Consider the following 24,233-nt stretch of genomic DNA (forward strand, 5'->3'; position numbering starts at 1 on the left):
AACTATAGGATTTCCGCACATACCAGCATTAAGAAAAGCACATTCAATGCTCTTATACTGGATTTACTCCATGCTTACGTTCTGAGAATAATAAGTATTTTGACATATAAAGCTCTAAACGTGATTCAAGTACCGTTCTTAAATCATTCGGGGCAATCACATCGTCAATGATTAGCTCTGATGCTAAACGATAAACATCAATTTCCTCCTGATATTCTTTACGTTTTTCTGCAATAAAGCTTGCTTGCTCCTCTTTCGGAAGCTCTGCAATTTTATTGGCATATACAGCGTTCACTGCTGCCTCAGGTCCCATTACGGCTATTTGGGCGTTCGTTAATGCAATACAGCAATCGGGCTCAAATGCTGGGCCTGCCATTGCATACAACCCTGCCCCATATGCCTTACGAACAATGACAGTTAGCTTAGGAACTGTTGCCTCACTCATAGCAAAAATCATCTTTGCACCATGGCGGATAATGCCAGCCTTCTCAACCTGCGTCCCAATCATAAAACCTGGTACATCTGCAAGGAAAAGGAGCGGTATATTGAACGCATCACAAAGGGAAATAAATTTTGCAGCTTTATCAGCCGAATCGTGGAATAATACGCCTCCTTTTACACGAGGCTGGTTTGCAATAATGCCAACCGATTGTCCTTTAATACGACCAAGCCCCGTTATTAGTTCGGGAGCAAATAATTTTTTAACTTCACAAAATGAATCTTCATCAATAATCCGATCGATTAATTTATACATATCGAAAGGAACATTTTGATTTTCAGGAATTAATTCTTCAATGGACTTATCAAATGATGCTGGTGGTTTTGCTTCTTCGACCTTGCTACGTTCTGCATAGTTATTTGGAAAATAGCCTAAATATTTTCTAGCATATGCAATGGCTTCCTGCTCTGTTTTAACGAGTACATCTCCACAGCCAGAAACCGAACAGTGCATTTTTGCACCACCCATTGTTTCTAAGTCTACCTTTTCTCCAATAACCATTTCTGCCATACGTGGAGAACCTAAATACATGGATGCATTGCCCTCTACCATGACAACGATATCGCAAAAGGCAGGAATATAAGCGCCTCCTGCTGCAGATGGTCCAAACAATAGGCATATTTGTGGTACTTTCCCAGAAAGTTTTACTTGATTATAGAAAATACGCCCGGCACCTCTTCGTCCAGGGAACATCTCTAATTGGTCTGTAATACGAGCACCTGCTGAATCAACTAAATAAAGTAATGGACAGTTTAACTTTTCAGCTGTTTCTTGAATACGAATCATTTTTTCTACTGTACGTTTACCCCAAGAGCCTGCCTTAATTGTTGAATCATTTGCTAATACACAGACAGTGCGACCATGTATTTTACCGATTCCTGTTACCACACCATCCGCTGGCAAATCACCTGCTAAACAGTTCGCATAAAGACCATCCTCTGATTGTAATCCATCGTCTAGTAATAATTCCAGTCGTTCTCTTACAAAGAGCTTTCCTTGTTGTGCATTTTTATCGTGATATTTCGGTAAACCACCTGCTAAAATTTTATCCTTTAGTGTAGTTGAATTATCTGTCGAAATATTGCTCATGTTAATTCCTCCCTTTGCCCAATCAGTTATGCCATAAAATCATGGCACTTTACGGCCTTTTGGTTTCTTACAAAAAATAAATTATCTCCTACAATCCACCATGCAACATGCTGTTCCATCCATCGAAAACAGTAACAACAGGGTATTGATTGATTACACATGTGATTTCACAGGATGTTAGTTCCACTACTCATATAGAAGAAAACTTTATTTCCCTGAGTATTGTGGTGCACGTTTTTCTTGGAAAGCAAGCAAGCCCTCTAATCGATCTTCTGTAGGGATCAGAGCACTATATGCGAGCGATTCGATTTTTAAGCCACTCGCTAAGTCCACCTCAACCCCCTGATTCATCGCTATTTTTGCCTGAATTAAGGAGAGGGGAGCATTTTTAGCCATTTCTTGTGCAAGCTGTATTGCCTTAGCATGTACCTCATGGCCCTCGTAAACGTACTCCACAATGCCATAGTCCTTAGCTTCCTCAGCACTTAATCGGCGCGCTGTATAGATTAATTCCTTTGCTTTTCCTATGCCGATTAAACGTGGAAGACGCTGCGTACCACCTGCTCCTGGAATAATGCCAAGAGATGTCTCAGTAAGTCCGACTTTTACATGTTTAGCAGCAATACGTAAATCACATGCTAACGCTAACTCTAGACCACCTCCAAAGGCTACACCATTTAACACAGCAATGACAGGTTGGGAAAGTGCTTCTACTTTCGTTACAGTTGCACCAATTAACTGGACAATCTGCCTAACCTGTTGATCAGACATACCCTTACGCTCTTTTAAATCGGCACCTGCGCAAAATGCCTTTTCCCCAGCACCTGTTAATAGCACTACTCGAACTGCTGAATCTCCGTTGATGTGATCAAGTGCTGCACCTAACTCTTTTAGTAGTTGGACAGACATCGCATTTGCAGCGTCAGGCCTTGCTAGTGTTATAAGCCCAATGCTTCCCTCTACTATTTCAAAACGAACGAGCTGCGTCATTATTGATTCGCACTCCTTTCATTACGGACAATTGCCATCTGTTTAGATGCAACCGTCTTTCCAAGTTTCTCTTCAATAAAAAGTGCCGCCTCTAGCACTTTATTCATCTCTATACCTGTTGTAATACCCATTCCATCCAATAAATACAATAAATCTTCCGTGGCTACATTACCTGAAGCTCCCTTGGCGTATGGACATCCCCCCAGCCCACCAAGTGCACTATCAAATTTTGTTATGCCCATTTCTAAGGATTTTAGGATATTAACGAGTGCAGTACCTCGTGTATCATGAAAATGCATAGCAAAATGCTCTACTGGGTACCTTTTTAGCAATTCGTTCAATAAACTCTCTACCTGAGTCGGCACACCAACGCCAATCGTGTCACCAAGTGAAATTTCATCGATACCCATTTCTAATAATTTCTCAGTTACTCGCAAAACCTTTTCCGGTTGTATGTAACCTTCATAAGGGCAGCCAATCACTGTTGAAATATATCCACGTACATTTTTATGAGCTGCCTTGGCCCCTGTAACTACTTCCTCTAATATTGGAAATGTGTCGTGAATCGTTTTATTAATATTGCTTTGATTATGGCTTTCACTTGCTGACATAAAAACGCTCACTTCATCTACTTCTGCCTGCAATGCCCGTTCTAATCCACGGATATTCGGTACGAGTGCTGCATACGTAATACTTTTTTGTCGTTTAATGGTCTGAAGCACTTCTACTGCATCTGCCAATTGCGGTATCCATTTTGGATGCACAAAGGATGTAACCTCTATATAGTTCAAACCTGTTTGACTAAGTAAATTTACTAGCTGTACCTTGTCAGCAGTTGAAAGATGTGTCTTCTCATTTTGCAAGCCATCACGAGGACCTACTTCCTTTATCGTTACATGTGTTGGTAGTTGCATCAAGAAGCCTCCCTCTTATTCAATTTCTAAAATATCATCATCAACATTAATGAAATCCCCTTCATTGGCAATGATCTTTGTCACCACGCCATCCTCTTCTGCCGCAATAGGAATCTCCATTTTCATGGACTCTAAAATCGCTACATCTTGACCTGCCGTCACTTTCTCTCCTTCTGCCACCACGATTTTCCATACTGTTCCTGCCATGCTTGCTTTTACTGTTGCCATTGTTCATCACTCCTAATTTTAAGTAAGGCATTCGCACGCATTAGAAAGTGCGAATGCTTTGAATAATTTATTTCTTATTTTGACTGTGCTAATTGCGGTAAATAATATTCATCCACAAATTTAGTCGTTGTATTACCTTTTAAAAATTGTTCATGTGTAACTGTCTTCAAGAGCATTGGTATGTTTGTTTGAATTCCTTCTACTTTATAAGCTTGAAGTGCTTGAATAAGCCTTTCACATGCAATTGCTCGAGTATTTCCCCACACAATTAGCTTACTTATCATTGGATCATAGAAAGGTGTAACCGTTGAATCTGCCTCTACACTACATTCATGTCGAATACCTTCTCCCTTAGGTAGCTCTAGCGCTGTGATAATACCTGGAGAAGGGAAAAACGTGGTAGGATTTTCAGCATATATACGCACTTCAATTGCATGTCCTTCTTTACGAATACTCTCTCGTGTAAACGTTAATGGCTGTTTTGCTGCGATCTTTAATTGCTCCTCCACCAGATCTAGCTTTGTAATTTCCTCTGTTACGGGATGCTCTACCTGTAGACGTGTATTCATCTCTAAAAAATAAAATTGTTGATTTGCATCTACTAAATATTCAATCGTACCAGCATTAACATACCCTATATGCTTCGCTGCCTTGACGGAAGCTTCTAGCATGCGCTCTCTTGTTTCAGATGAAATGAAGGGAGATGGTGCCTCCTCCACTACTTTTTGATTTCTTCTCTGGATGGAACACTCACGTTCAAAGAGTGGTACGACATTGCCATGATGGTCTGCAATTATTTGAACCTCAACATGATGCGGATTCGCAATAAATCGCTCCATATACATTGTCCCGTCTCCGAAAAATGACTGTGCTCGCTTTTGATTTCCCTCAAATGCTTTTGCAAGCTCCCCTGAATTTTCAACAAGCTGCATGCCGATACCGCCACCGCCAGCAGAAGCTTTTAACATAACAGGATAGCCAAGACGGGCAGCAATTGCGATTGCCTCTTCTACATTTGCTACGGGTGTTTCTACACCTTCTACAATTGGTACACCCGCTGCCTTCATTGTTTTTCGTGCCTCTAATTTACTTCCCATCGAGGCAATAACATCGGCACTTGGTCCGATAAATGTAAGGCCAGCCTCTGTACAACGCTTCGCAAAATCAGCGTTCTCTGATAATAAGCCATAGCCTGGATGAACAGCATCTGCATTGCTTTCCTGTGCAATTTCGAGAATGCGGTCAATATTTAAATAGCTTTGTGCAACAGGCGGCTTTCCTACACAATACGCTTCATCAGCATCTTTAACATGCAGGCTACCAGCATCTGCCTCTGAATACACCGCAACTGTTTGAATATTTAGCCGCTTACAAGTTCTTATAATCCGCCTAGCGATCTCCCCACGGTTGGCAATTAAAACCTTCTTAAACATATCACCGTCCCCTTCCTACATTACTGTCGCAGCAAAATCCTCACGTAATTTATACTTTTGAACCTTTCCTGATGCAGTCATCGGATAATGATCAATAAAGAAAATATGCCGCGGAATTTTATGTCTAGAAATTTTATCTCTGCAAAAATCTCGAATCTCTTCTTCTGTTGCTTGTTCTCCTTCTCTCAGAATGATCCAGGCAGCCGCTTCCTCCCCATAAACAGGATCAGGAACGCCCGCAACCTGTACATCAGAAATTTTTGGATGTTTGTATAAGAACTCTTCAATTTCTCTCGGATATAAATTCTCGCCACCACGAATAATCATATCCTTTAAACGTCCTGTTACCCGAATGTAGCCTGCTTCATCCATCGTTGCTAAATCTCCCGTATGCAGCCAGCCCTGTTGATCGATGGCAAGATCCGTTTCTTCTGGATTTTTATAATAACCCTTCATCACGTGATAGCCTCTTGTGCAAAGCTCCCCTTGCTCAAGTGGTGCAGCTACTTCATCTGTACCAGGAACGACAATTTTAACTTCTAGATTCGGCAATGCACGACCAACTGTTTCTACCTTTAATGCTAGTGGGTCATCTGTTCTTGTTTGTGTAATCACAGGAGATGATTCTGTTTGCCCATAGCAAATGGTAATATCCTTCATCCCCATCTTTTCGATAACAGCCTTCATCACCTCAATAGGACAGTTAGAGCCAGCCATGACACCCGTTCGCAATGTGGATAAATCAAACGACTCAAAATTCGGTAAATTGAGCTCACTAATAAACATTGTTGGTACACCATGCAACGCTGTGCATTTTTCTTTCTCAACTGTACCCAGTACCTCAGCAGGTGAAAATTCCTGTACTGGTACCATCGTCCCACCACTAGTTGTGATAGCTAATGTCCCAATGACACATCCGAAGCAATGGAAGAACGGTACAGGAATACATAAACGATCCTTAGAAGTTAATCGCATGCATTCCGCAATATTTATAGCATTATTCACTAGGTTGTAATGCGTCAACATTACACCCTTTGGAAAGCCTGTTGTACCAGAAGTATATTGAATATTAATGACATCATCGTAATGAAGTGATTGCTGTCTTTGATCTAATTGCTCCTCTGTTACTTGCTCAGCGGCAGCTAAAACATCAGACCAATTAAGTACTCCAGGATATCTCGTCTCACCGATTAAAATAACATTTTTCAATAAAGGCAGTCGCTTGGCTTGTAAATTACCCGGTTCACAATGCTCAAGCTCTGGACATAACTCTTGTAGTGTATTGATAAAAGAATGGTCGCGATAATTTTCAATTAAAAAAATTGTTTTTGCATCGGATTGCTTTAATAAATATTCCAACTCACTTGCACGGTAATTTGTATTCACTGTGACAATCGGGGCGCCCATTTTTCCTGTACCAAATTGTAACTGCACCCATTCTGGAACATTCGTTGTCCATACTGCGATATGTTCGCCCTTTTCTATACCGAGTGCCATTAGCCCTCTTGCAACTAAACGACTTTGACGATTTAATTGATCATAGGTCATTCGTAAATCCCTATCTGCATATACTAATGCTTCGTGCTGTGGATACTTTTCAGATTGTTCATCTAGCAATTGACCAATAGTTTGATACACAAGTTCTGCCATGAAAATCCTCCTTTATGCTATTTAACTTCTTTCAGCTACAGAAGTCTCCCACCTCTATAGGTGGTGAGATGAATGCGGTTTTAAGTTACTTTTCAGCAGGTGTTCCAACATCTGCTGAAATAAGTTAAAGCCTCCGGCGGATGTCACAGAATCGAAAAGGAGTTCTTTGTGCAAAAACAAAGCCGATTCAGGACGCAATTATGCCGAGGCATAATTGATTATGATTAACAGCCAATTAGACGAGAAATAACGAGACGTTGAATTTCTGATGTTCCCTCACCGATTTCCATTAACTTAATGTCACGCAGATGACGCTCTACGTCGTATTCTTTCATATAGCCGGAACCGCCATGAATTTGAATTGCCTGATTACAAGTACGGAAGCCCATTTCAGAAGCAAATAATTTTGCCATTGCTGCTTCCTTTCCAAATGGTTTCTTTTGATCCTTAAGCCATGCCGCTTTATGTACCAATGTACGCGCAAGCTCTATTTCCATTGCCATATCAGCTAGTTTAAACTGAATAGCCTGTAGCTTTGATATTGGTGCACCAAATTGCTCACGTTCTTTAGCAAATTTTAATGCCTTTTCATACGCAGCCTGTGCAATTCCTACAGACAAAGCCGCAATTGAAATCCGGCCACCATCTAGCGTATTTAAAAACTGACTAAAACCACGCTTTTCATCCCCTAAAAGATTAGCTCTTGGGACACGAACATTCTGCAAGACAATCTCACATGTATTGGAGCCACGAACACCCATTTTGTCGTAATTGCAATTTATCGTTACTCCAGGTGTATTCGTTGGAACAATAATAGAAGAAATAATTTTTTTACCATCTTCACGCTTACCTGTCACTGCCGTCACAATAATTTGACGTGCATAACCTGCATTTGTAATCCAGCATTTTTCCCCATTAATGACGTAATCATCACCATCAATAACAGCTGTTGTTCGCGTCCCACCAGCATCTGAACCTGCATTAGGCTCTGTTAAACCGAATGATCCTAATGTCTCGCCTTTCGCTAACGGAACAAGCCACTCCTGCTTTTGCTCCTCTGTACCGAAATTATAAATGGGTGAGGCACCTAAGCTAACTGCTGCGGCATAGCTTAATCCTGTACCACCACACGCACGACCAATTTCTTCAACTGCTAAAGCGTAAGACACCGTATCACCGCCTGAACCCCCGTATTCTTCAGGAAATGGGATACCCAACAAGCCTAGTTCCGCCATTTTTTTAAAACTTTCTATTCTCATTGTCGATGTCTCATCAACCTCACGAGCAAACGGTTTAATTTCTTTTTCAGCAAAATCACGTACCATGTCTCGAATCATCTCTTGCTCTTTCGTTAATTCAAAGTTCATCCCTAGTCCCCCTAATTTCTAATTTGCCATAGCAGATTTTGCTCAGATGACAGTTGCACTAATCTATTTCGCCTTGGCGTAATTACGTCCAGATTTTGAATTGTACAGACACAATTTAAAATCCGTGACATCCACCAGAGGCATTAGGCCAACGTGATGTTGGTCACTCAGTCATGTTCATGTGTTGCTTTCGCTCAGATAAATTACCACAGGACGTGGCGTTCTTAGACTGAGTTCTCTATTTCAGTAGATGTCTGGACAACCACTGTAAAGAAACCACATCCTATTCATTTCTCCACCTTCAGAGGCGAAAGTCTTTTACAGAACGAAGATAAATACCGACTAGTCGGTTTGTTTGAACAATTAATAAAACCAGTGTTATTACTGGCTACCCCTTTACCATAAATTGAGTTGCTTCCTCCATTGCTTGTTCCGTCACAATCGCACGCAATACCATGTCCGTGAAGACCTCTGTAATCTCCTCCATTGTTAATGGACCTGTTTGTTTATACCATTTATATGTCCAGTTAATCATGCCAACAATGGCCATTGTGACAATTGTACACGGCAATTCCGTACGAAAGTCTTTAGTTTGTTGGCCCTCTCCTATAACTTTTTGTAAAATATCCCGATACTGATCCCTTTTTTTATGAATAATTTCACTATATTCCTCTGGTAGTGAACGGCTTTCCTCATAAAAAACAGTAATATGTGCTTGATACATATCAAATACTTGTGTCAGTGTTTGCAGCATTGCACATAAGCGTGTAATCGGTGTATCGTACTTGTCATAGGCATCCTGTGACTGTTTAATAACATACGAAATAAATACATCGTGAATTTCATATAACAATTCATCTTTCGATTTAAAATTATGATAAAATCCACCCTTTGATGCCCCAATATATTCGACAATGCGATCAACAGTTACATTGTGATAGCCATCTTGCTGAAACAGCACGACTGAAGCGTCTACAATTCTTTGTTTTAACGTTTTCTTTACCATAGGCATCTATCATCCTTCATCTAGCTCTTTACTCTTACTCCTTATAATTAGAAAAAACGTAGAATAGCATTGCTTCAATAAATTTGTTTGATTAAATGTATTTTTCCTAATTATAAAAATACTATGACAACTTTAATATAGCATTCATAAAAAAAGGTGTCTAGCAACAATATAGATTTTATTTCAAATTACGAGAATTTATGATACATTAAGCAGAAATTAAAAATCATTAAATACATACTTACTGTATGATTGCTCTCTAGCTTTCATCACTGTTTTCATAAAAAAATTTCCCTATTGCCAGTGTAATGACAAAAGGGAATAGTAAACAGCAACTTTATTAATTACACCCCAGCGTAATTGCGTCTAGATTTTTTCGATCTTACTCGAAAAGTTCTTCTTTAAAATCCGTTTGTACGCCCGCTGAATAGGAAAAAACGGATTTATCTCTGATAGAGGTGGAAGTATTCTATACACGACGCTTTGCATTCAGTACAAAAACATCTACTGAATCACGATAAATCTTTCGGTTTTCGCAGCCATGACACCAAAACAGCTATAATTAGAGCAAAGCCTAAATAGCCCATTGTAGAATATACCTTACCAACCAACGTTGTAAACCCAACTAAGCTTGCAGCAAAGCCTAGTAATCCAATGACCACAATACCTAGTTTAAAATATTTATGTTCAGGCGCTATGAAACGCACTGCAAATGCATAAAACATACCAACAGCTGTATTGTACATCATACCTAATAAAGCCATGGACATTAATACCCCTACTACAGGATGAATTTGCTTGGCCAGCTCTAATGTCGGCATTGCTACCCCACCTACTACATCCATTTTAACGAACATAGCAATATTAATTAATATTATTAAGGCACCTAGCATTAGTCCGCCTAGCAGACCGCCTATACCAGCAACTTTGCGTTCTTTTACAGTCCCTCCCATAACAATTAGCATCGCTGCACCAGCCGCAATATTATACGATACATAAAGTAAAGCACCCATTAGCCAATTTGAAGATGCAGACGTTTGCTCTTTTGCTAAAGCATTTTGCTCTGCAATCGTTAAGTCCATTGTGAATATGGAGTAAATTAATATAATAAAAATGATCCCCATTAAATATGGTGTCACTAGAGCTATTATATTGATAATATTTTTAACGTTTAACAGTAGAGTTAAAATCGTAATAAGCACCATAAAGATACTTCCAACCATTGGGTTAATGCCAAACATTTGCTGAAATGTTGATCCTGATCCAGCAAACATAACGACAGCAACGCCAAATAAGAAAAATGTAATAACAATATCTAAAATAACCCCAATGTAACGCCCGCCAATGTGATAAATAACCTCTTTATGAGATGTCGTTTGCAGGTCAGTCCCTAATTGGGCTAGGCTCATACCCAGAAATGCAAAGGCCACGGTTGCAACAATTCCTCCTACAATACCGTACAAGCCGAAGCTCGTGAAATATTGCATAATTTCTTGACCTGAAGCAAAGCCAGCTCCAACGATTAATCCTACAAATGCGCCTCCAATTTGCCAACTCTTTTTCATAGCACACCTACTAATCTAGATTATCCTTGTCCAATTATTGATATGTTTTTTTTGTGACTGTAAATGATTCAATCGTCTCTCTATTAATCTCATAGCCAATCCCTGGCTGCTGTGGTACTTCAATATAACCATCCTTCACGATAACTTCTGGATCAATGATGTCTTTTTCCCAATATCGATTTGAGCCAGCTGTATCACCTGGTAAAACGAAATTGGATAGTGTTGTTAATGCGACGTTGTGAGCACGACCAATCCCAGACTCTAACATACCTCCACACCAAACTGGAATGTTATTGGCCTCACAATAATCGTGAATTTTCTTTGCCTCTGTCAAGCCACCTACACGACCAATTTTAATATTAATAATTTTTGTACTGCCCAATTCTACAGCCTTACGAGCATCCTCTAATGAATGAATACTTTCATCCAAACAAATGGGTGTATCGATTAATTTTTGTAATGTGGCATGATCGATAATGTCATCTGATGCTAATGGCTGTTCAATCATTGTTAAATGAAATGCATCGAGTTGCTTGAGTGTTGCAGCATCCTCAAGATTATAGGCTGAATTTGCATCTGCCATAAACGCTACATCAGGAAACGTTTCACGTAATGTACGCATAACTTCTACATCCCAACCTGGCTTAATTTTAATTTTCATGCGCTTATAGCCTTCCCGTACATATCCATCCACTAACGCTACTAAATCATCAATTGAATTCTGGATGCCAATACTGATTCCTACTTCAATTTTGTCTTTTTTGCCTCCAAGTGCTGCTGCCAATGATTGCTTCGTCTGCTGTGCATAAATATCCCAAATTGCCCCTTCAATCGTTGATTTTGCCATATTATTTTTGCGGATAGGTTTAAATAGTTCATTTACTTCATCTGGATGCTGAATCTCTTTATTCATTAGAAGAGGTACGAGGAAATCTTCTAACATATGCCAGTTTGTTTGCAGCGTTTCTTCATTGTACCAAGGAGAGTGGAAGGCAACAGATTCTCCCCAGCCAATGATTCCAGATTCATCTTTCGCCTCTAGCACTAAAAAGTCTTTATCATGAAATGTACCAAAGCTAGTTGTAAATGGTGCTTTTAATTTCATTTTGAGTTGTCGAATTGTAATTTCTGTAATGTTCATCTTATTGTTCTCCTTCCAGCGGTATAGCTGCTTTTTTAACCAACAAATATTCATTGTATTTTTCTTGCTGCTGTAATTTCACAACAGCATATTCATGTGCAAATAGCTGCTGTAAAATATGACGTGTTTTAAAACGCCAATCTAATGCTAAATCAGGATTTTGCACTTTCAATGCCTGAAAATCCTTTGGTACAGGCAACGCATAAAAGTCTTCGTTATATTTCAAATTTTCAGTTATCTCCAAGCGAGGAAAGCCTTGCTCATTTAGGCTACAGCTTGCCACAGGGACTGGATTTGTCACTTCAATTACGATATCCTGCATCACATAATCAGATATTATATGCCAGCTTACCTCGAAACGATCGGAGGGCAGCCCTTTATTTAAACCATCCTGCATTTCACCGTAGCAATTTTCGATGTACGTGTAACAAATACCCTTTAATTTTGAAAGATTTAAATAGGCATTACGCGTTTCTAAAGGATCAAAGGTCCACACCATTAAATCATAGCCACGCTCTATCGCAATCAATCGCTGGGCCTGCTTTAATTTTTCACCTATTCCCTGTGAACGATAATTTTTATTTATCCCCAACATATGAGAGCATAAAAAGCTTTTTCCCTCTCGAAATCCTGAAAATCCATAGCTAAATCCAACTAATTGCTCCCCATCATAAGCACCAACAACAATTCCACCATTCTTCACTGCTGTTAAAGTTTGATGGAGGGGTATGGGCGGCATCTCCCATACCTCATATTCTAGTTGTTGAACATTCTCCAATTGATCGATTGTTTTTATTTCTTTTATATCAATCATGGCTCTCTCTTCTTTCTCTCTTGTATCCCATATTTATTGGGTAGTAAATCTGCTAAAGCGCACGTAAAATGGCCCTTGTAATAATATTTACACCAGTAAGAAGTCTATCTTGATTAAAGGTCATTTTAGGATGATGAAGCCCTGGTGTTACACCACAGCCTAAACCAAGCATTGTAGCTTTTAGATGAGGCCTTTCAAACGTATAAAAATGAAAATCTTCTCCTCCTGGTGTCACAACAGGTGGTGCACAAGCTTTTTCGCCGACCACATCGATGATAGCGGCGTTCATATGCTGTAGTGCCGCATCGTGAACTAATGCAGCAACAATATGTGCATCAACCTTTATGTTTATTTTTGCACCATACATTGCCTCCACGGATGTCCTTACTCTTTCTACTCCCTCTGTAATAACTTGCATTACCTCATTCGTTTGGGCTCGGGCATCGATGCTAAAGGTTGCTTTTCCTGGAATAATATTTGTGGAAGAGCCTCCTGCATTAAATTGAGTCATTTTGACAGAAGCTGAAACATTGGGGTCCGTCCAAATTTTTTGTAAACCCTCGACAATAGCTGCGCCAACCTCAATAGCATTTATTCCTAGCTCTGGTCGTGCTCCATGCGCCTCCTCCCCGATAATTGTTCCCGTAAAGAGTTTTGCAGCACCATGATATAATGCAGGTGCATATGTCCCATCCACTAGCTCTTTTAGCGGACGAACATGAACACCAAATAAATATTCTAGGTTATCAATAAGACCCTTCTCGACTAATGCACGAGCACCCTGCGCTTTTTCTTCAGCAGGCTGAAATAAAATACGAACCGCCCCAGAAAGTAAATGCTCCATATCCTTTAAAAGAAGTGCTGTCCCAATAGCCATTGTCATATGACCATCATGTCCACAAGAATGATTAGCCTTAAAGACACCATCCACCTCCTGCCAAAGCGCATCTATGTCCGTACGAAAGCCTACTTTGGGTTCCCCTTTCCCAATATCAACATAAAGTCCTGTCATATCATCGAACAATTGGGGCTCCATCTGTGCCTCTCCTAATATTTCAGCAATATATTGTGTTGTTTCATGCTCTTGCCAGCTTATTTCTGGATGCTCATGAAGATGTGTAAATATATCAGCCAAACGCGGCTGTAGATTTTCTAAAACTGGATTCATGTTATTCAACTCCATCGATTTGCTAAAAAGCTATTTTGGAAATCATCATATTTTACGCGCTGATTTTCATAATAGTCATGATCATGTGCCGTCATCCCTGCAATTAATGTATTCAAGAATGATATCAGTGCAGGCATTGCATCAATTGTTGACATCTCTTGCTGTTCGTTAACAAAAGTAATCGTTGAATATTGTGTAATGGGTGCAATTTGAGCATCCGTAATACCAATAATCTCACAATTTTTTTCTTGTATCTCAGCTGCAAATTGAATCGGCTCTTTAAAATAACGATGGAAAGATAAAATTATGACAACACTTTCCTCATCAATATCTTGTATAGCACGAATAACCTCACTTGTTTCGAAGTTTAATAGCACAACATTAGGCCTCAAAAGATTTAAAGTAAAATGTAACCATTGTGCAGCTAAATAGGAGGAGCCATTACCAGCAATATAGATTTTTTTCTTTGTATGCAGTAGCTTCGAAGCTTTATTAAAATCATCCTCATTTATACCCTTTGCCACCTGTAAAATATGCGATGCATCCTTTTCCATTGTTTTCTCATAAAAACGTGGATTTTCAAAAAGTGCCTGCTTAGAATGCAAATAATTTTGCAAGCTACTTGTTTTCCCTTCATTGAATAAATGCATAGTTATTTCTCGCTGTAACTGCGCATAACCAGAAAGCCCTATCGCATAACAAAAGCGTATGACCGTTGTTTCACTGACACCTGCTTTTTCACCAACATATGCTGCCGAATGAACACCAACTGTCTGCATATTTTTCAGAATAAAAGATGCTACTTTTTGTTGGCTTTTAGAAAGCTCTTGAAATTTATCTTGAATGACTTGTTGAATTATTTGATCATCCATCAAAGAAGTACATCCTTTTTTTATTTATTTTTGAAGTTTAAACTTCATTTTACATGTAACATACACTATCACAGTTTTTTTCGTAATTCAATATTTTTTCTGAAATTTCTGTTTATATAGTTAATTTTAAGCATAAATAAAAAAAACCCTGTAAAGAACTTACAGGGCTGGTTGTTTCAACAGATATTTATTTTATAAATGAGATCCACCACTAGCATCAATTAACTGACCAGTTATCCAACGGCTGTCTGAGGATGCTAGAAATGCTGCAATATCTGCCACATCTTCAGGCTCTCCCCATCTCTTAAAGATTGAAAGTCCAGCTGCATTTTTTTGACCATCAGGATGCTGCAAAGTTTCAGCATTCATCTCTGTGTTAATAATTCCAGGTTGAATGGCATTGACGGTAATATGACGGCTCCCCAATTGCTTAGCTAAAAGACAAGTCAATGTGTCAATGGCTCCTTTTGACATACTGTAGACGAATACACTTGGTGATGCTACACGCGTTACAAAGGAAGAGATATTAATAATACTTCCTCCATCTTTTAAGCGTGGTAAAGCTTGCTTCGTAACAAATAGTGGTGCCTTGACGTTTATTTTCATAACCTCTTCAAAGGATTCTTCTGTTGTCTCCTCTAAAGAGACAATTTGCCCAATCCCAGCATTGTTAACTAGAATATCAATCTGTATACTACCAGTATGCTCTAAAACACGATTATCTAACTTCTTAAATAAATCATGAATACCCTCAAGTGTACTCAAATCTGCACCAATCACACAGGCCCTTCCACCATCTTGCTCAATCTGATGAACAACTGCTTCCGCCTCCATTTGCCTTTTTCCATAATGTACTGCTACAAATGCACCCTCTTGAGCCAAACGTAATGCTATGCTACGTCCTATTCCTCGGCTCGCTCCAGTCACAAGAGCAATTTTGCCAACTAGTTTACCCATACGCCCATCTCCCTGTTTAAAATAGTAGTAGAATTTCATTTGTATTAAACAGCTTCATTCTACTGGTCGCTTAATACAGACAGAATCTTATCATGGAACAATATTTGAAATGTTGCTCTCTCATTTTTCCTAAAGTGAGGGTAATAAAAAAAAGCAGCAGTTTCACACAAACTGCTACTTTCTAGAGTTATTTCATTCGTCTAATTTTAAACCCTTTAACAAATCTGCAAATGCATTATTAATCGGCTCGGCCTCTTTTTCTTGCTGCTTCAAGTATTTCTGCACACTACGCTTATCGACTTTACCGCCACCCTCTTTTTTACGACGGGCTTCAAATGCTGATAATTTTTCACGATATCCACATTTACATACAAAGATTTGTCCATCACCTTCACCACGAAGCTCTAGCTTTTTCTTACATTGCGGGCATCGTGCGTTTGTGACACGGGATACATTTTTACGGTGGCCACATTCTCGATCTTGGCACACAAGCATTTTGCCTTTTTTACCATTAACCTCAAGCATTGGTTTTCCACAATCAGGACAGGATTTTGTTGAAATATTATCGTGCTTATATTTTTTAGCACTGCCTTTTATTTCAGCTACAATTTCTTTTGTATGTTCTTTCATTTCATGAATAAACGCATCTTTTTTCAGTTTCCCTTTTGCAATTAACTCAAGCTTTTGTTCCCACTCTGCTGTCGTAGCAGGAGAACGTAATTCTTCTGGCACTAGGTCCAAGAGCTGAAGTCCCTTAGAGGTGATATAAATATCTTTACCTCCACGTTTTTCAATTAAGAAAGAGTTGAAAAGCTTGTCAATTATATCTGCACGTGTAGCAACCGTTCCAAGTCCGCCTGTCGATTTTAACGTATCTGCAAGCTTTTTATCATTGGTTTCCATATACTTCGCAGGATTTTCCATAGCTGATAGTAATGTTGCCTCTGTAAAGCGTGCAGGTGGCTTAGTTTGACCTGATGTTTGGACAATTAGCTTTGTTTTTATTACTTGTCCTTGCTCTAAACGAGGAAGCAGCTGCTCCTTTACATCATCAGTGGATTCATCATCATCAAAGCGATTTTGATAAACCTCTTTCCAACCAGCATTTATGACTGTTTTTCCTCTAGCTATAAATTTCTCATTACCGATTTGAGCTTGCACTGTTAACTGCTCATATTCATGTGCTGGGAATAAGACAGCTAAAAATCTCTTTACCACTAAATCATAAATTTTACGTTCTTTATCATTGAATGCAGATATATTCACATAGCCTTCAGTTGGAATGATCGCATGATGGTCAGAAACTTTACTATCATCTACAAACGATTTATTTGCTTTAATTGGCTTTGTTAAGATTTTATTTGTTAATGAACGATATTCGCCAATACCACATGCTTTGAGACGTTCTGGTAATGTACCTACAAGATCAGATGATAAATAACGTGAATCTGTACGAGGATATGTCAGTACCTTATGAGATTCATAGAGCTTTTGCATAATATTCAATGTTTCTTTTGCTGAATAGCCAAAAAATTTATTGGCATCACGCTGTAATTCTGTTAAATCATAAAGACCTGGGGCGAATGATTTTTTAGGCTTGCGGTCAAGTGCAACAATCTTTGCATCCTGACTGCCTAATGCTTTGACAATACCGTCCGTTTTTTCTTTATTAAAGCTACGCGAATTGCCGTTTGCGTCTTGCCAAGTAAGCTTTAAGGAATCTGTTTGTGCTTCAATACCATAATAGATTTGTGGTTTGAAGTTTTTAATTTCATCTTCACGCGCAGCAATAATTGCCACAGTTGGGGTTTGCACACGACCACAGTTCAATTGTGCATTAAATCTTGTAGTTAACGCACGGGTTGCATTTAAACCAATGTACCAATCTGCTTCCGAACGGGCAACAGCAGCAGCATATAAATTATCGTAGCTGTTACCCGGCTTTAAATTGGCAAAACCCTCTTTAATGGCTTTATCTGTCACAGATGAAATCCATAGTCGTTTCATTGGCTTCTTCACATTTGCTTTTGCAATAATCCAACGGGCTACTAATTCACCTTCACGTCCAGCATCTGTTGCAATAATAATTTCTTTTACATCATCACGATTTAATTGTGATTTTACGGCATTATATTGCTTTCCTGATTGCTTGATTACTGTTAAGCGAAGACGTTCTGGCAGCATTGGTAAGTCTTCCAAATTCCATGTTTTATATTTCACATCGTAGCTTTCTGGATCTGCTAGTGTTACTAAATGACCAAGTGCCCAAGTTACAATATATTTATCTCCCTCTAAAAATCCGTTCCCCTTTTTATGACACTTCAATACATTCGCAATATCGCGTGCTACTGAAGGTTTTTCTGCTAGTACTAAACTTTTAGCCAAATTGTAAACATCCTTTCGTCAATCATTGTGTTTAATATAGCACAAGAGCTTTATATTTTGTGATTTAAGAACACATTCAGGCATATGAATGTGTTCCTTTTCTATCCATCAAAAAATAGTGCATACTCTAACTCTTCAAACATATGTTGAATTGACAGAATATTCTTCAAGTTAAAAAGGAGATGAATGAGATGGAGGCACGAAATTTTAGACCTCGAAATGTGATTTTTATGACGGTTGTTGTATTTATTGCAGTGTTAATTGGACATGGTATTTATGTTCATTTTATTGATGTTCCTTTCCCTTAAGTTCATTATATTTTTAACTGCTTTAGTAAGTATTTTCGATTGTCGATTATACGAGAGTCCTTCGGCTTGTATTGACGAGCTGCCTCATTATGTTGATGTAAATTTTCATAGAGACGCAAACGATTGTACAACAGGCTTAGCTGTAAATGGGGAAGCCATGTAGAAAAAGCAGGCTTATGAATACTAAATAGCTGTTCCGAAGGCTGCTGCAAGGCTTGTGAGTACCAGTAAATAGCCTCTTTATTTTTAAATTGCTCCATAAAAAATTGACCCATTCGACAGCAAGTTTCTGGTCTTGGTCGATCATACAATAATGATTGCAAAATAACTTGATTCGCTAGTTTATCATCATGCAACTCCTGATAGCAATCCGCTAAATTTAAGCAAGCCTGAATTTTATCATCAGCAGAGCCTGTTGCAGAATCTAGGAAGCCATGATATTTATTAACAGCTTCTAAAAAACGCTGATGATTTTTTAATTCATTAGCATAATGGAATGTATCTCTAGCTGAAAATGAATGCCCATCTTTCCTTAAACGCTCATAAATACGAATATTACGATGAGCATCTCTTTTTAAAGGTAAATGTGTCACCGCTATATCACTATGATAAAGCTGGCCTGATACTTCTAAATATTCGTGGACAGCACCATGCCACTGAAAATGACACAGTCGTTTTATAAGACGATATCTTTTTTCACGTGACTCTACATAGCCATCAGCATCCAGTGATATATCATAATGCATAGATACAGCATCGACATTAGGATACAAAGAATGTTTAAGCTGAAGTAGCCTTTGTTGATGTTCACTTGTCATCACATCGTCTGCATCAAGCCACAGAATATAATCTTTCGTGGCCTGCTGAAAGGAAAAGTTTCGTGCCTTTGCAAAATCATCACACCATATAAAATCGTAAATACGTGAGGTATAGTTTTGGACGATATCTTTTGTACGATCAGTCGATCCCGTATCAATAATATTGATTTCATCCACTACATGCTGAACAGAATCTAAGCATCTTTCAATAATACATTCTTCGTTTCTAACAATCATACATAAACTAATCGTAAACATCTGTCCCCTCCTTTTATTTGTAGTAATATATGCAGGCTCATCAATTTATCGAAACATTTTTTTAATTTATCACCCTATTTTTTTAATTTATCGCCCAACTTTCGCTAAAAGCCAAAAAACGAACGCTAATCACGTTCGTTTTTTGGCTTATAAATATTGTTCACGCCATTGTAGCTGTTCTTTTTCTGTGAGCTGTTGTTCAAGGTGTTGATCCCATTGATGTAATAAGGTATTCCAAACACGCGCAAACAGAATATCCTGTTCTTTATCATAAAGAACAAATTCAAGGCATAGAATATCATTAATTTGCTTCGCGTCTGCTTGAACAATTTTTGAGATTATTTTTTGAGAGATGCCAGCTTCTTTGTCATCCTCTTGTTGAAGTGCAGCTATTAATGTAGCTTCTTCAAAACGCTCCTGCTGCTCTGCCTCTTTATCCACATAGCGATATAGCTCTGGTAGCTCTTCGTATTCTTCCATATGATTCACGTCAACTGCAAGAAATGCGAGATGACATGGACTATAATATAAAGTAGCTGTCTCTGGCTCTAGCTCCTCCTCAAAAATCCCACGCTCCAACTGCTGCTGTCCTTTAGAAGTTAATTGATAAAAGCCTTCCTGCTTCTCAATTAAACTTACTCTAGACATTAATGACACCAAATCCTCTATAAATAATGGATCAACCAGTAAAAGCTCACTCAGCTCTTGAGCACTACTAAAATTCGCTTCCTGTATGCTAATTAACAGCATCGTCATTAAAACATCCATTGTTGAGCGCCGTACAGGTTCATATGTCACTTCTACCGTGCGGATTGGAATACACCATTCATCCGTTTTAACAATTTTAATCGTTCGATTTTGTTGAAGTTCGCGCATTAAGCGTTGCTGTAATTTTGACAAATCTACATCACCTGTCCTTCATGATTACGCAAGCCATTATAAGATTTTACTGTATTTAAAAGATTACTATACATTTCCCGTGTATCCTGATGCTTGGCACGTTTTGCAAACATATCAGCACTTCCAACAAGCAGTAATAGCTCTCGAGCACGAGATAAGGCGACATTTAAGCGGCGATAATCTCTTGCAAAGCCAATATCTCCACCTTTAGGGGTGTTACGGACCATACTAACTAATATGACATCCATCTCCATCCCTTGGAACTTATCGACAGTTCCTGTTCTAAATTGCAGATGGGATAACTGTAATTCCTGCTGAAGAAGACGATTTATTTTCTTTACCTGTTCACCATAGAAGCTTATAACGCCGACGCTTTTTTGTGCATCTTGTGGCATTCGGCCAGCCTTCTTTGCTGCGATAACAGCATCATTTAAATCTATTAAAATACGTCGAATAGTTTGTAATTCACCCTCATTGTAACGACTTGTTCCGCCCTTTACCTGCTCCTCCAGATAAGGTTTTTCGCTAGGAATATCAATCCATAACAAATGATCATCTCGGTTCACAAACTGACCTTCTAAGCAATGATCACGTGCAGCATCGGAATCTGGTAAACCACATTGTAAGCCATTCTCTTCCTTCGCATAAAATGGTGTAATACTATGCATGATTTTTTCATGCATTCGGTACTGCAATGCAAGCATTTGCTTATGTGTGTGTGGTAGATTATTAAATAAACGTTCAAATAAAGATTCACGTAGCAAGTTCTTTAATTCATGTGCTCCCTCAAAATTTGGATTTTCATCCAGCATCGTCTTTAAGGTTTCCTCTAACGTATCATCTCCAAGTAATGGCGGTAACTGATGATGATCGCCCACTAAGATAATCTTCTTCCCCTTTAGCATTGGTAATAAGAGTTCTGGTGGTGTTGCTTTGGATACTTCATCAATTATAACTACATCAAATGTAGGATAGTTTTCCATAAACTCCTTACTTGCCGAAGCAACGCATGTTGTACCAATAACATTAGCATGACGTACATATAATTTACGAATCTCATCTAAATCATATTCAGTAGCGTTTTGTAGCTTGTCACGCCATTGCTCCTGTAATTTTTTCCTTAGAGGTAGTTGCTGTTCCTTACGTTGCATTTCCTCTAAAGCTGTTTGAGATGTTTTAATCGCTTCTTCTACTTCCTCATACGTGCGCTCTGGTGTTGATTGCAGAAGCTTAGTGCAAGCTGTGAGTTGCTTTTCCTTCTTTAATCCAGCAATATTTATTTCCTTTAGGCTTCCGTCTATTTGTGAAAGCTGCTGTTCAATTTCTTGTAAGCTAGTTTGTGCAGTTTGAAGAACTGCTTTCTTTGGCATGAGCTGTACATTTGCCTTCTCAACTGCTTCTAGCAGCTTTTGTGCGTCCTGAAGGGAAGATTTTGATTGCGATACAAGCATTTTCAACTGCTCAACAGATTCCTCTGGTTCAACATCTATTTGGAATGTATCAGCTAACTGCTGAAGTCGTTCTGTATGCTGTATAAATGGCTGCAATTGTCTCTGTAAGCTTTGAACGTCAAAGCTCGTAATGGCACATTCTTGATGAATTAAAGAGCTAATATTTTTACGCAGCAATTCAAATTCTTGATCCTTATGCTGCTGTTGCTGTTTTAGAGCAACACCTTTTTGCCAAACAAAATCACGACGCATATACAGTCCCAGCAAATAGCTTTCAAGCTGCTCAGCTGAGGGTGATTGCCCATCTTGAAAGGCTTGATTAAGCTGAAAAAAGACACCTGTTAGATTTTGCAATGAAAACGACTGAACAGGCTGTACTCTACTTTTAGCAAGTGCGCGTTCTCTTGCATCGTTTGCAAGCAATGACTCAAGCTTCGCAATGGCGTTTTGTAGTCGCGTGTTAATCGTAGCCCATGCATTTAGATCTTTAGCATCCTCTAAATGCTGAACCCGTTCAATTTGCTGTGACAGTACATAGGAGGGTTTTATTTGATAATGCTGAAAAAATCGCTGAATTCGCTCATAGGAAAGTAAATTACCAATATAATTTTGCGCTTCCTTCATTAAATGCAGTCGATCGCTTTCTTCCTCATATTTCACCTGAATATCTTTAAACTGGTAAGCTAACTGTTGCTTTTGCTCCTGTAGCTCCTTATATTGGGCAGCAGCTTCTAGTTGCTCAATCTTTTTAGTCGTCTCCTGAATCACATTTTGCAGCTGCTCAGCTGATGGATTTTCAGTAAGAACCTGTTCAAGCGATTTTACAGTAGGTTCAATTTGTGCCAGTTGTTTTTCGTAATGCTCTTTTTGCGCCTCACACTCCTGCTGCTCAGCTTTTGTAGCCTTTAATTCTTTTTTTAAAGCTTGAATCTCCTGCTGTAAAACGGGCTCATCTATAGCAGCCTGCTCTTTTGCCGCTATCTCTTTTGTCAGGTTCTCAAGCCATGCCTTAAGTTTGGTCTGCTCTTCGTTAGCCTTGTTTATGCCTGCCTTTAGATCTTGTTCACGCTCAGTAAAGGCTGAAATTTCCTCTTTAATCGCTGCGAGAGTTTGCTCACGCCAGTGAAGAGCAACATTTTCCTCAATAAATTTTTTACCTTCTTCTTCAATGCTCTCTGTTCTACCATAGCGTAAAATTCGAATTTCCTGATTGGAGAGAAGTCGACCTAGTGCATTATCAACTGCTAAATTCGATTGAGAAGCAACAAGTGTTTTTAATCCAGCCTTGACATTTTGCTGACAAATCTCTGAAATAACAGTAGTCTTTCCCGTTCCTGGAGGTCCTTGAATTACGTACAAATCTTCAACAGATAATGCTCCTAAGACGGCTTGCTGCTGATATTCATTTAAATGATTATGAAAATCGATATCCTCACGTAGTTTTGCTGCTCGGACAGTAGGGCGTCTTTCAAATAAGATTGTTTCTAAATGAGGATTAACAGCCTCACCCTTCTCTAGCTTTGTAAAACCATTGCGTAAACGCCTAATCTGACTCAATGTAGCAAAATTACTAAAGCTTGCTTGTTTAGAACGTAAATGCAGCTGGTCTTTACGAGCCAAATCCTGTACAAAAGGCTTTAGGTCAATTTCTACTGTCTGTTTCCCTGCATTTGTTTTTAATACTTGTCCAACTTCACCACGAACTCCTTGAATGCTAACGCTTAAACCTTCAAGCTTCTTCCATTCCTTAGATTTTATATATGGACAAACAATCGTGAGCCTTGAAAAATCTTCATTAAAATAGCTTTGCTTAAATTCTGTATGAATATCATCAATGGTTGCATCACGTTCTTGAATTTTTAAATAGCCTTCCCAGCTCGAAATACGCTTTTTCACATATTCTGTACGTTCCTCAGCTATCGGCAGCTCTCTAATCTTTGTATGAAGCTCGAGAGGAATACCCGCACCATTATTAGGCTTTGTGATAAATTGTAATGCTGCTGGTAAGCGTCGATTGGTATTAATCGGACTATGCATATGAACAAAACGAATATTTGTAGCTAATAGGCCCTCCACCTTTAGCACACAATCCATAATAGCTGTTTTTTTTGCTAGAACTTCGTTTAGTTTTTCATTATGCTCAGCATTAAAATAAACGGATAAAAACGTTTCGCCAATCGTTTTAGCTTTACGCTTTTCTATGTACACAGTGAAAGATTTTTGTAACGCAAAAAAGGCATGCTCATTTGCTGAGCATTCCTCTACCGCTTCCTTGGCCTTATTGGTCAAAATAAGATTACAGCGTTGCTTTTCTAGTAAAGCGATGTCCTGCATGAGCAGCCCTCCTTTCCGATCGCTAAAATCCTATTTTATCACAATGAAAAAGGATACTTAAAAAGAAAAATCCCCTGCATAGTGAT

General features: G+C 38.9%; 18 protein-coding genes. All 18 read right to left on the reverse strand.

What is annotated here, in order from left to right; translation table 11 throughout:
* Positions 1-52: 52 nt before the first annotated feature.
* Complete coding sequence (locus AC1RNS_RS12000) at positions 53-1,588, reverse strand: acyl-CoA carboxylase subunit beta (RefSeq protein ID WP_492992889.1); 1,536 nt, start codon at positions 1,586-1,588, stop codon at positions 53-55.
* 207 nt (positions 1,589-1,795) lie between these two features.
* A complete protein-coding gene (locus AC1RNS_RS12005) occupies positions 1,796-2,578 on the reverse strand; it encodes an enoyl-CoA hydratase (protein ID WP_492992890.1) in 783 nt (260 codons plus the stop codon).
* Positions 2,578-3,492 (reverse strand): hydroxymethylglutaryl-CoA lyase, encoded by a 915-nt coding sequence (locus AC1RNS_RS12010; RefSeq protein WP_492992891.1) that lies wholly within the window; start codon positions 3,490-3,492, stop codon positions 2,578-2,580. The genes AC1RNS_RS12005 and AC1RNS_RS12010 overlap by 1 nt, the downstream gene beginning before the upstream one ends.
* 15 nt (positions 3,493-3,507) lie before the next feature.
* On the reverse strand, positions 3,508-3,720 hold the full coding sequence (locus tag AC1RNS_RS12015) for an acetyl-CoA carboxylase biotin carboxyl carrier protein subunit (RefSeq protein WP_031418413.1): 213 nt from the start codon (positions 3,718-3,720) through the stop codon (positions 3,508-3,510).
* 74 nt (positions 3,721-3,794) lie between these two features.
* The gene (locus AC1RNS_RS12020) at positions 3,795-5,153 is read right to left on the reverse strand and encodes an acetyl-CoA carboxylase biotin carboxylase subunit (RefSeq protein WP_492992894.1); all 1,359 of its coding nucleotides are present in this window, start codon (positions 5,151-5,153) and stop codon (positions 3,795-3,797) included.
* A gap of 15 nt (positions 5,154-5,168) precedes the next feature.
* Entirely contained in the window at positions 5,169-6,803 is a 1,635-nt protein-coding gene (locus tag AC1RNS_RS12025; RefSeq protein WP_492992895.1) for an AMP-binding protein, read from the reverse strand.
* A gap of 224 nt (positions 6,804-7,027) precedes the next feature.
* Entirely contained in the window at positions 7,028-8,170 is a 1,143-nt protein-coding gene (locus tag AC1RNS_RS12030; protein ID WP_492992896.1) for an acyl-CoA dehydrogenase, read from the reverse strand.
* Positions 8,171-8,558: 388 nt separating this feature from the next.
* Positions 8,559-9,176: a TetR/AcrR family transcriptional regulator gene (locus tag AC1RNS_RS12035; protein WP_492992898.1), complete on the reverse strand. Its 618-nt coding sequence runs from the start codon at positions 9,174-9,176 to the stop codon at positions 8,559-8,561.
* Between the two features lie 512 nt (positions 9,177-9,688).
* On the reverse strand, positions 9,689-10,741 hold the full coding sequence (locus tag AC1RNS_RS12040) for a YkvI family membrane protein (protein ID WP_492992899.1): 1,053 nt from the start codon (positions 10,739-10,741) through the stop codon (positions 9,689-9,691).
* A 34-nt stretch (positions 10,742-10,775) separates the two neighbouring features.
* On the reverse strand, positions 10,776-11,882 hold the full coding sequence (menC, locus tag AC1RNS_RS12045; RefSeq protein WP_492992900.1) for an o-succinylbenzoate synthase: 1,107 nt from the start codon (positions 11,880-11,882) through the stop codon (positions 10,776-10,778).
* Between the two features lies 1 nt (position 11,883).
* The gene (locus AC1RNS_RS12050; protein WP_492992902.1) at positions 11,884-12,696 is read right to left on the reverse strand and encodes a GNAT family N-acetyltransferase; all 813 of its coding nucleotides are present in this window, start codon (positions 12,694-12,696) and stop codon (positions 11,884-11,886) included.
* A gap of 52 nt (positions 12,697-12,748) precedes the next feature.
* Positions 12,749-13,864: a M20 peptidase aminoacylase family protein gene (locus AC1RNS_RS12055; protein WP_492992904.1), complete on the reverse strand. Its 1,116-nt coding sequence runs from the start codon at positions 13,862-13,864 to the stop codon at positions 12,749-12,751.
* Positions 13,865-13,869: 5 nt separating this feature from the next.
* Entirely contained in the window at positions 13,870-14,736 is an 867-nt protein-coding gene (locus AC1RNS_RS12060) for a MurR/RpiR family transcriptional regulator (RefSeq protein ID WP_492992906.1), read from the reverse strand.
* A 192-nt stretch (positions 14,737-14,928) separates the two neighbouring features.
* A complete protein-coding gene (locus AC1RNS_RS12065; protein ID WP_492992908.1) occupies positions 14,929-15,693 on the reverse strand; it encodes an SDR family oxidoreductase in 765 nt (254 codons plus the stop codon).
* A gap of 192 nt (positions 15,694-15,885) precedes the next feature.
* Positions 15,886-18,078, reverse strand: a complete 2,193-nt coding sequence (locus AC1RNS_RS12070) for a DNA topoisomerase III (protein ID WP_492992910.1) — start codon at positions 18,076-18,078, stop codon at positions 15,886-15,888.
* A gap of 313 nt (positions 18,079-18,391) precedes the next feature.
* A complete protein-coding gene (locus tag AC1RNS_RS12075; RefSeq protein ID WP_492992911.1) occupies positions 18,392-19,462 on the reverse strand; it encodes a glycosyltransferase family 2 protein in 1,071 nt (356 codons plus the stop codon).
* Between the two features lie 147 nt (positions 19,463-19,609).
* On the reverse strand, positions 19,610-20,362 hold the full coding sequence (locus AC1RNS_RS12080) for a hypothetical protein (protein WP_492992912.1): 753 nt from the start codon (positions 20,360-20,362) through the stop codon (positions 19,610-19,612).
* Positions 20,363-20,364: 2 nt separating this feature from the next.
* Entirely contained in the window at positions 20,365-24,147 is a 3,783-nt protein-coding gene (locus tag AC1RNS_RS12085) for a DEAD/DEAH box helicase (protein ID WP_492992913.1), read from the reverse strand.
* Positions 24,148-24,233: the final 86 nt, after the last annotated feature.

The sequence above is a fragment of the Lysinibacillus sp. GW821-FHT14F06 genome (assembly GCF_058803665.1).

Excerpts from the sequence above, each read along its gene's own strand:
- AC1RNS_RS12050 (WP_492992902.1), bottom strand. The coding sequence starts at position 12,696 with ATGATTGATATAAAAGAAATAAAAACAATCGATCAATTGGAGAATGTT.
- AC1RNS_RS12025 (WP_492992895.1), bottom strand. The coding sequence starts at position 6,803 with ATGGCAGAACTTGTGTATCAAACTATTGGTCAATTGCTAGATGAACAA.
- AC1RNS_RS12040 (WP_492992899.1), bottom strand. The coding sequence starts at position 10,741 with ATGAAAAAGAGTTGGCAAATTGGAGGCGCATTTGTAGGATTAATCGTT.
- AC1RNS_RS12075 (WP_492992911.1), bottom strand. The coding sequence starts at position 19,462 with ATGTTTACGATTAGTTTATGTATGATTGTTAGAAACGAAGAATGTATT.
- AC1RNS_RS12015 (WP_031418413.1), bottom strand. The coding sequence starts at position 3,720 with ATGGCAACAGTAAAAGCAAGCATGGCAGGAACAGTATGGAAAATCGTG.
- AC1RNS_RS12005 (WP_492992890.1), bottom strand. The coding sequence starts at position 2,578 with ATGACGCAGCTCGTTCGTTTTGAAATAGTAGAGGGAAGCATTGGGCTT.
- AC1RNS_RS12035 (WP_492992898.1), bottom strand. The coding sequence starts at position 9,176 with ATGGTAAAGAAAACGTTAAAACAAAGAATTGTAGACGCTTCAGTCGTG.
- AC1RNS_RS12060 (WP_492992906.1), bottom strand. The coding sequence starts at position 14,736 with ATGGATGATCAAATAATTCAACAAGTCATTCAAGATAAATTTCAAGAG.
- AC1RNS_RS12085 (WP_492992913.1), bottom strand. The coding sequence starts at position 24,147 with ATGCAGGACATCGCTTTACTAGAAAAGCAACGCTGTAATCTTATTTTG.
- AC1RNS_RS12000 (WP_492992889.1), bottom strand. The coding sequence starts at position 1,588 with ATGAGCAATATTTCGACAGATAATTCAACTACACTAAAGGATAAAATT.
- AC1RNS_RS12030 (WP_492992896.1), bottom strand. The coding sequence starts at position 8,170 with ATGAACTTTGAATTAACGAAAGAGCAAGAGATGATTCGAGACATGGTA.
- AC1RNS_RS12010 (WP_492992891.1), bottom strand. The coding sequence starts at position 3,492 with ATGCAACTACCAACACATGTAACGATAAAGGAAGTAGGTCCTCGTGAT.
- AC1RNS_RS12020 (WP_492992894.1), bottom strand. The coding sequence starts at position 5,153 with ATGTTTAAGAAGGTTTTAATTGCCAACCGTGGGGAGATCGCTAGGCGG.
- menC (WP_492992900.1), bottom strand. The coding sequence starts at position 11,882 with ATGAACATTACAGAAATTACAATTCGACAACTCAAAATGAAATTAAAA.
- AC1RNS_RS12055 (WP_492992904.1), bottom strand. The coding sequence starts at position 13,864 with ATGAATCCAGTTTTAGAAAATCTACAGCCGCGTTTGGCTGATATATTT.
- AC1RNS_RS12065 (WP_492992908.1), bottom strand. The coding sequence starts at position 15,693 with ATGGGTAAACTAGTTGGCAAAATTGCTCTTGTGACTGGAGCGAGCCGA.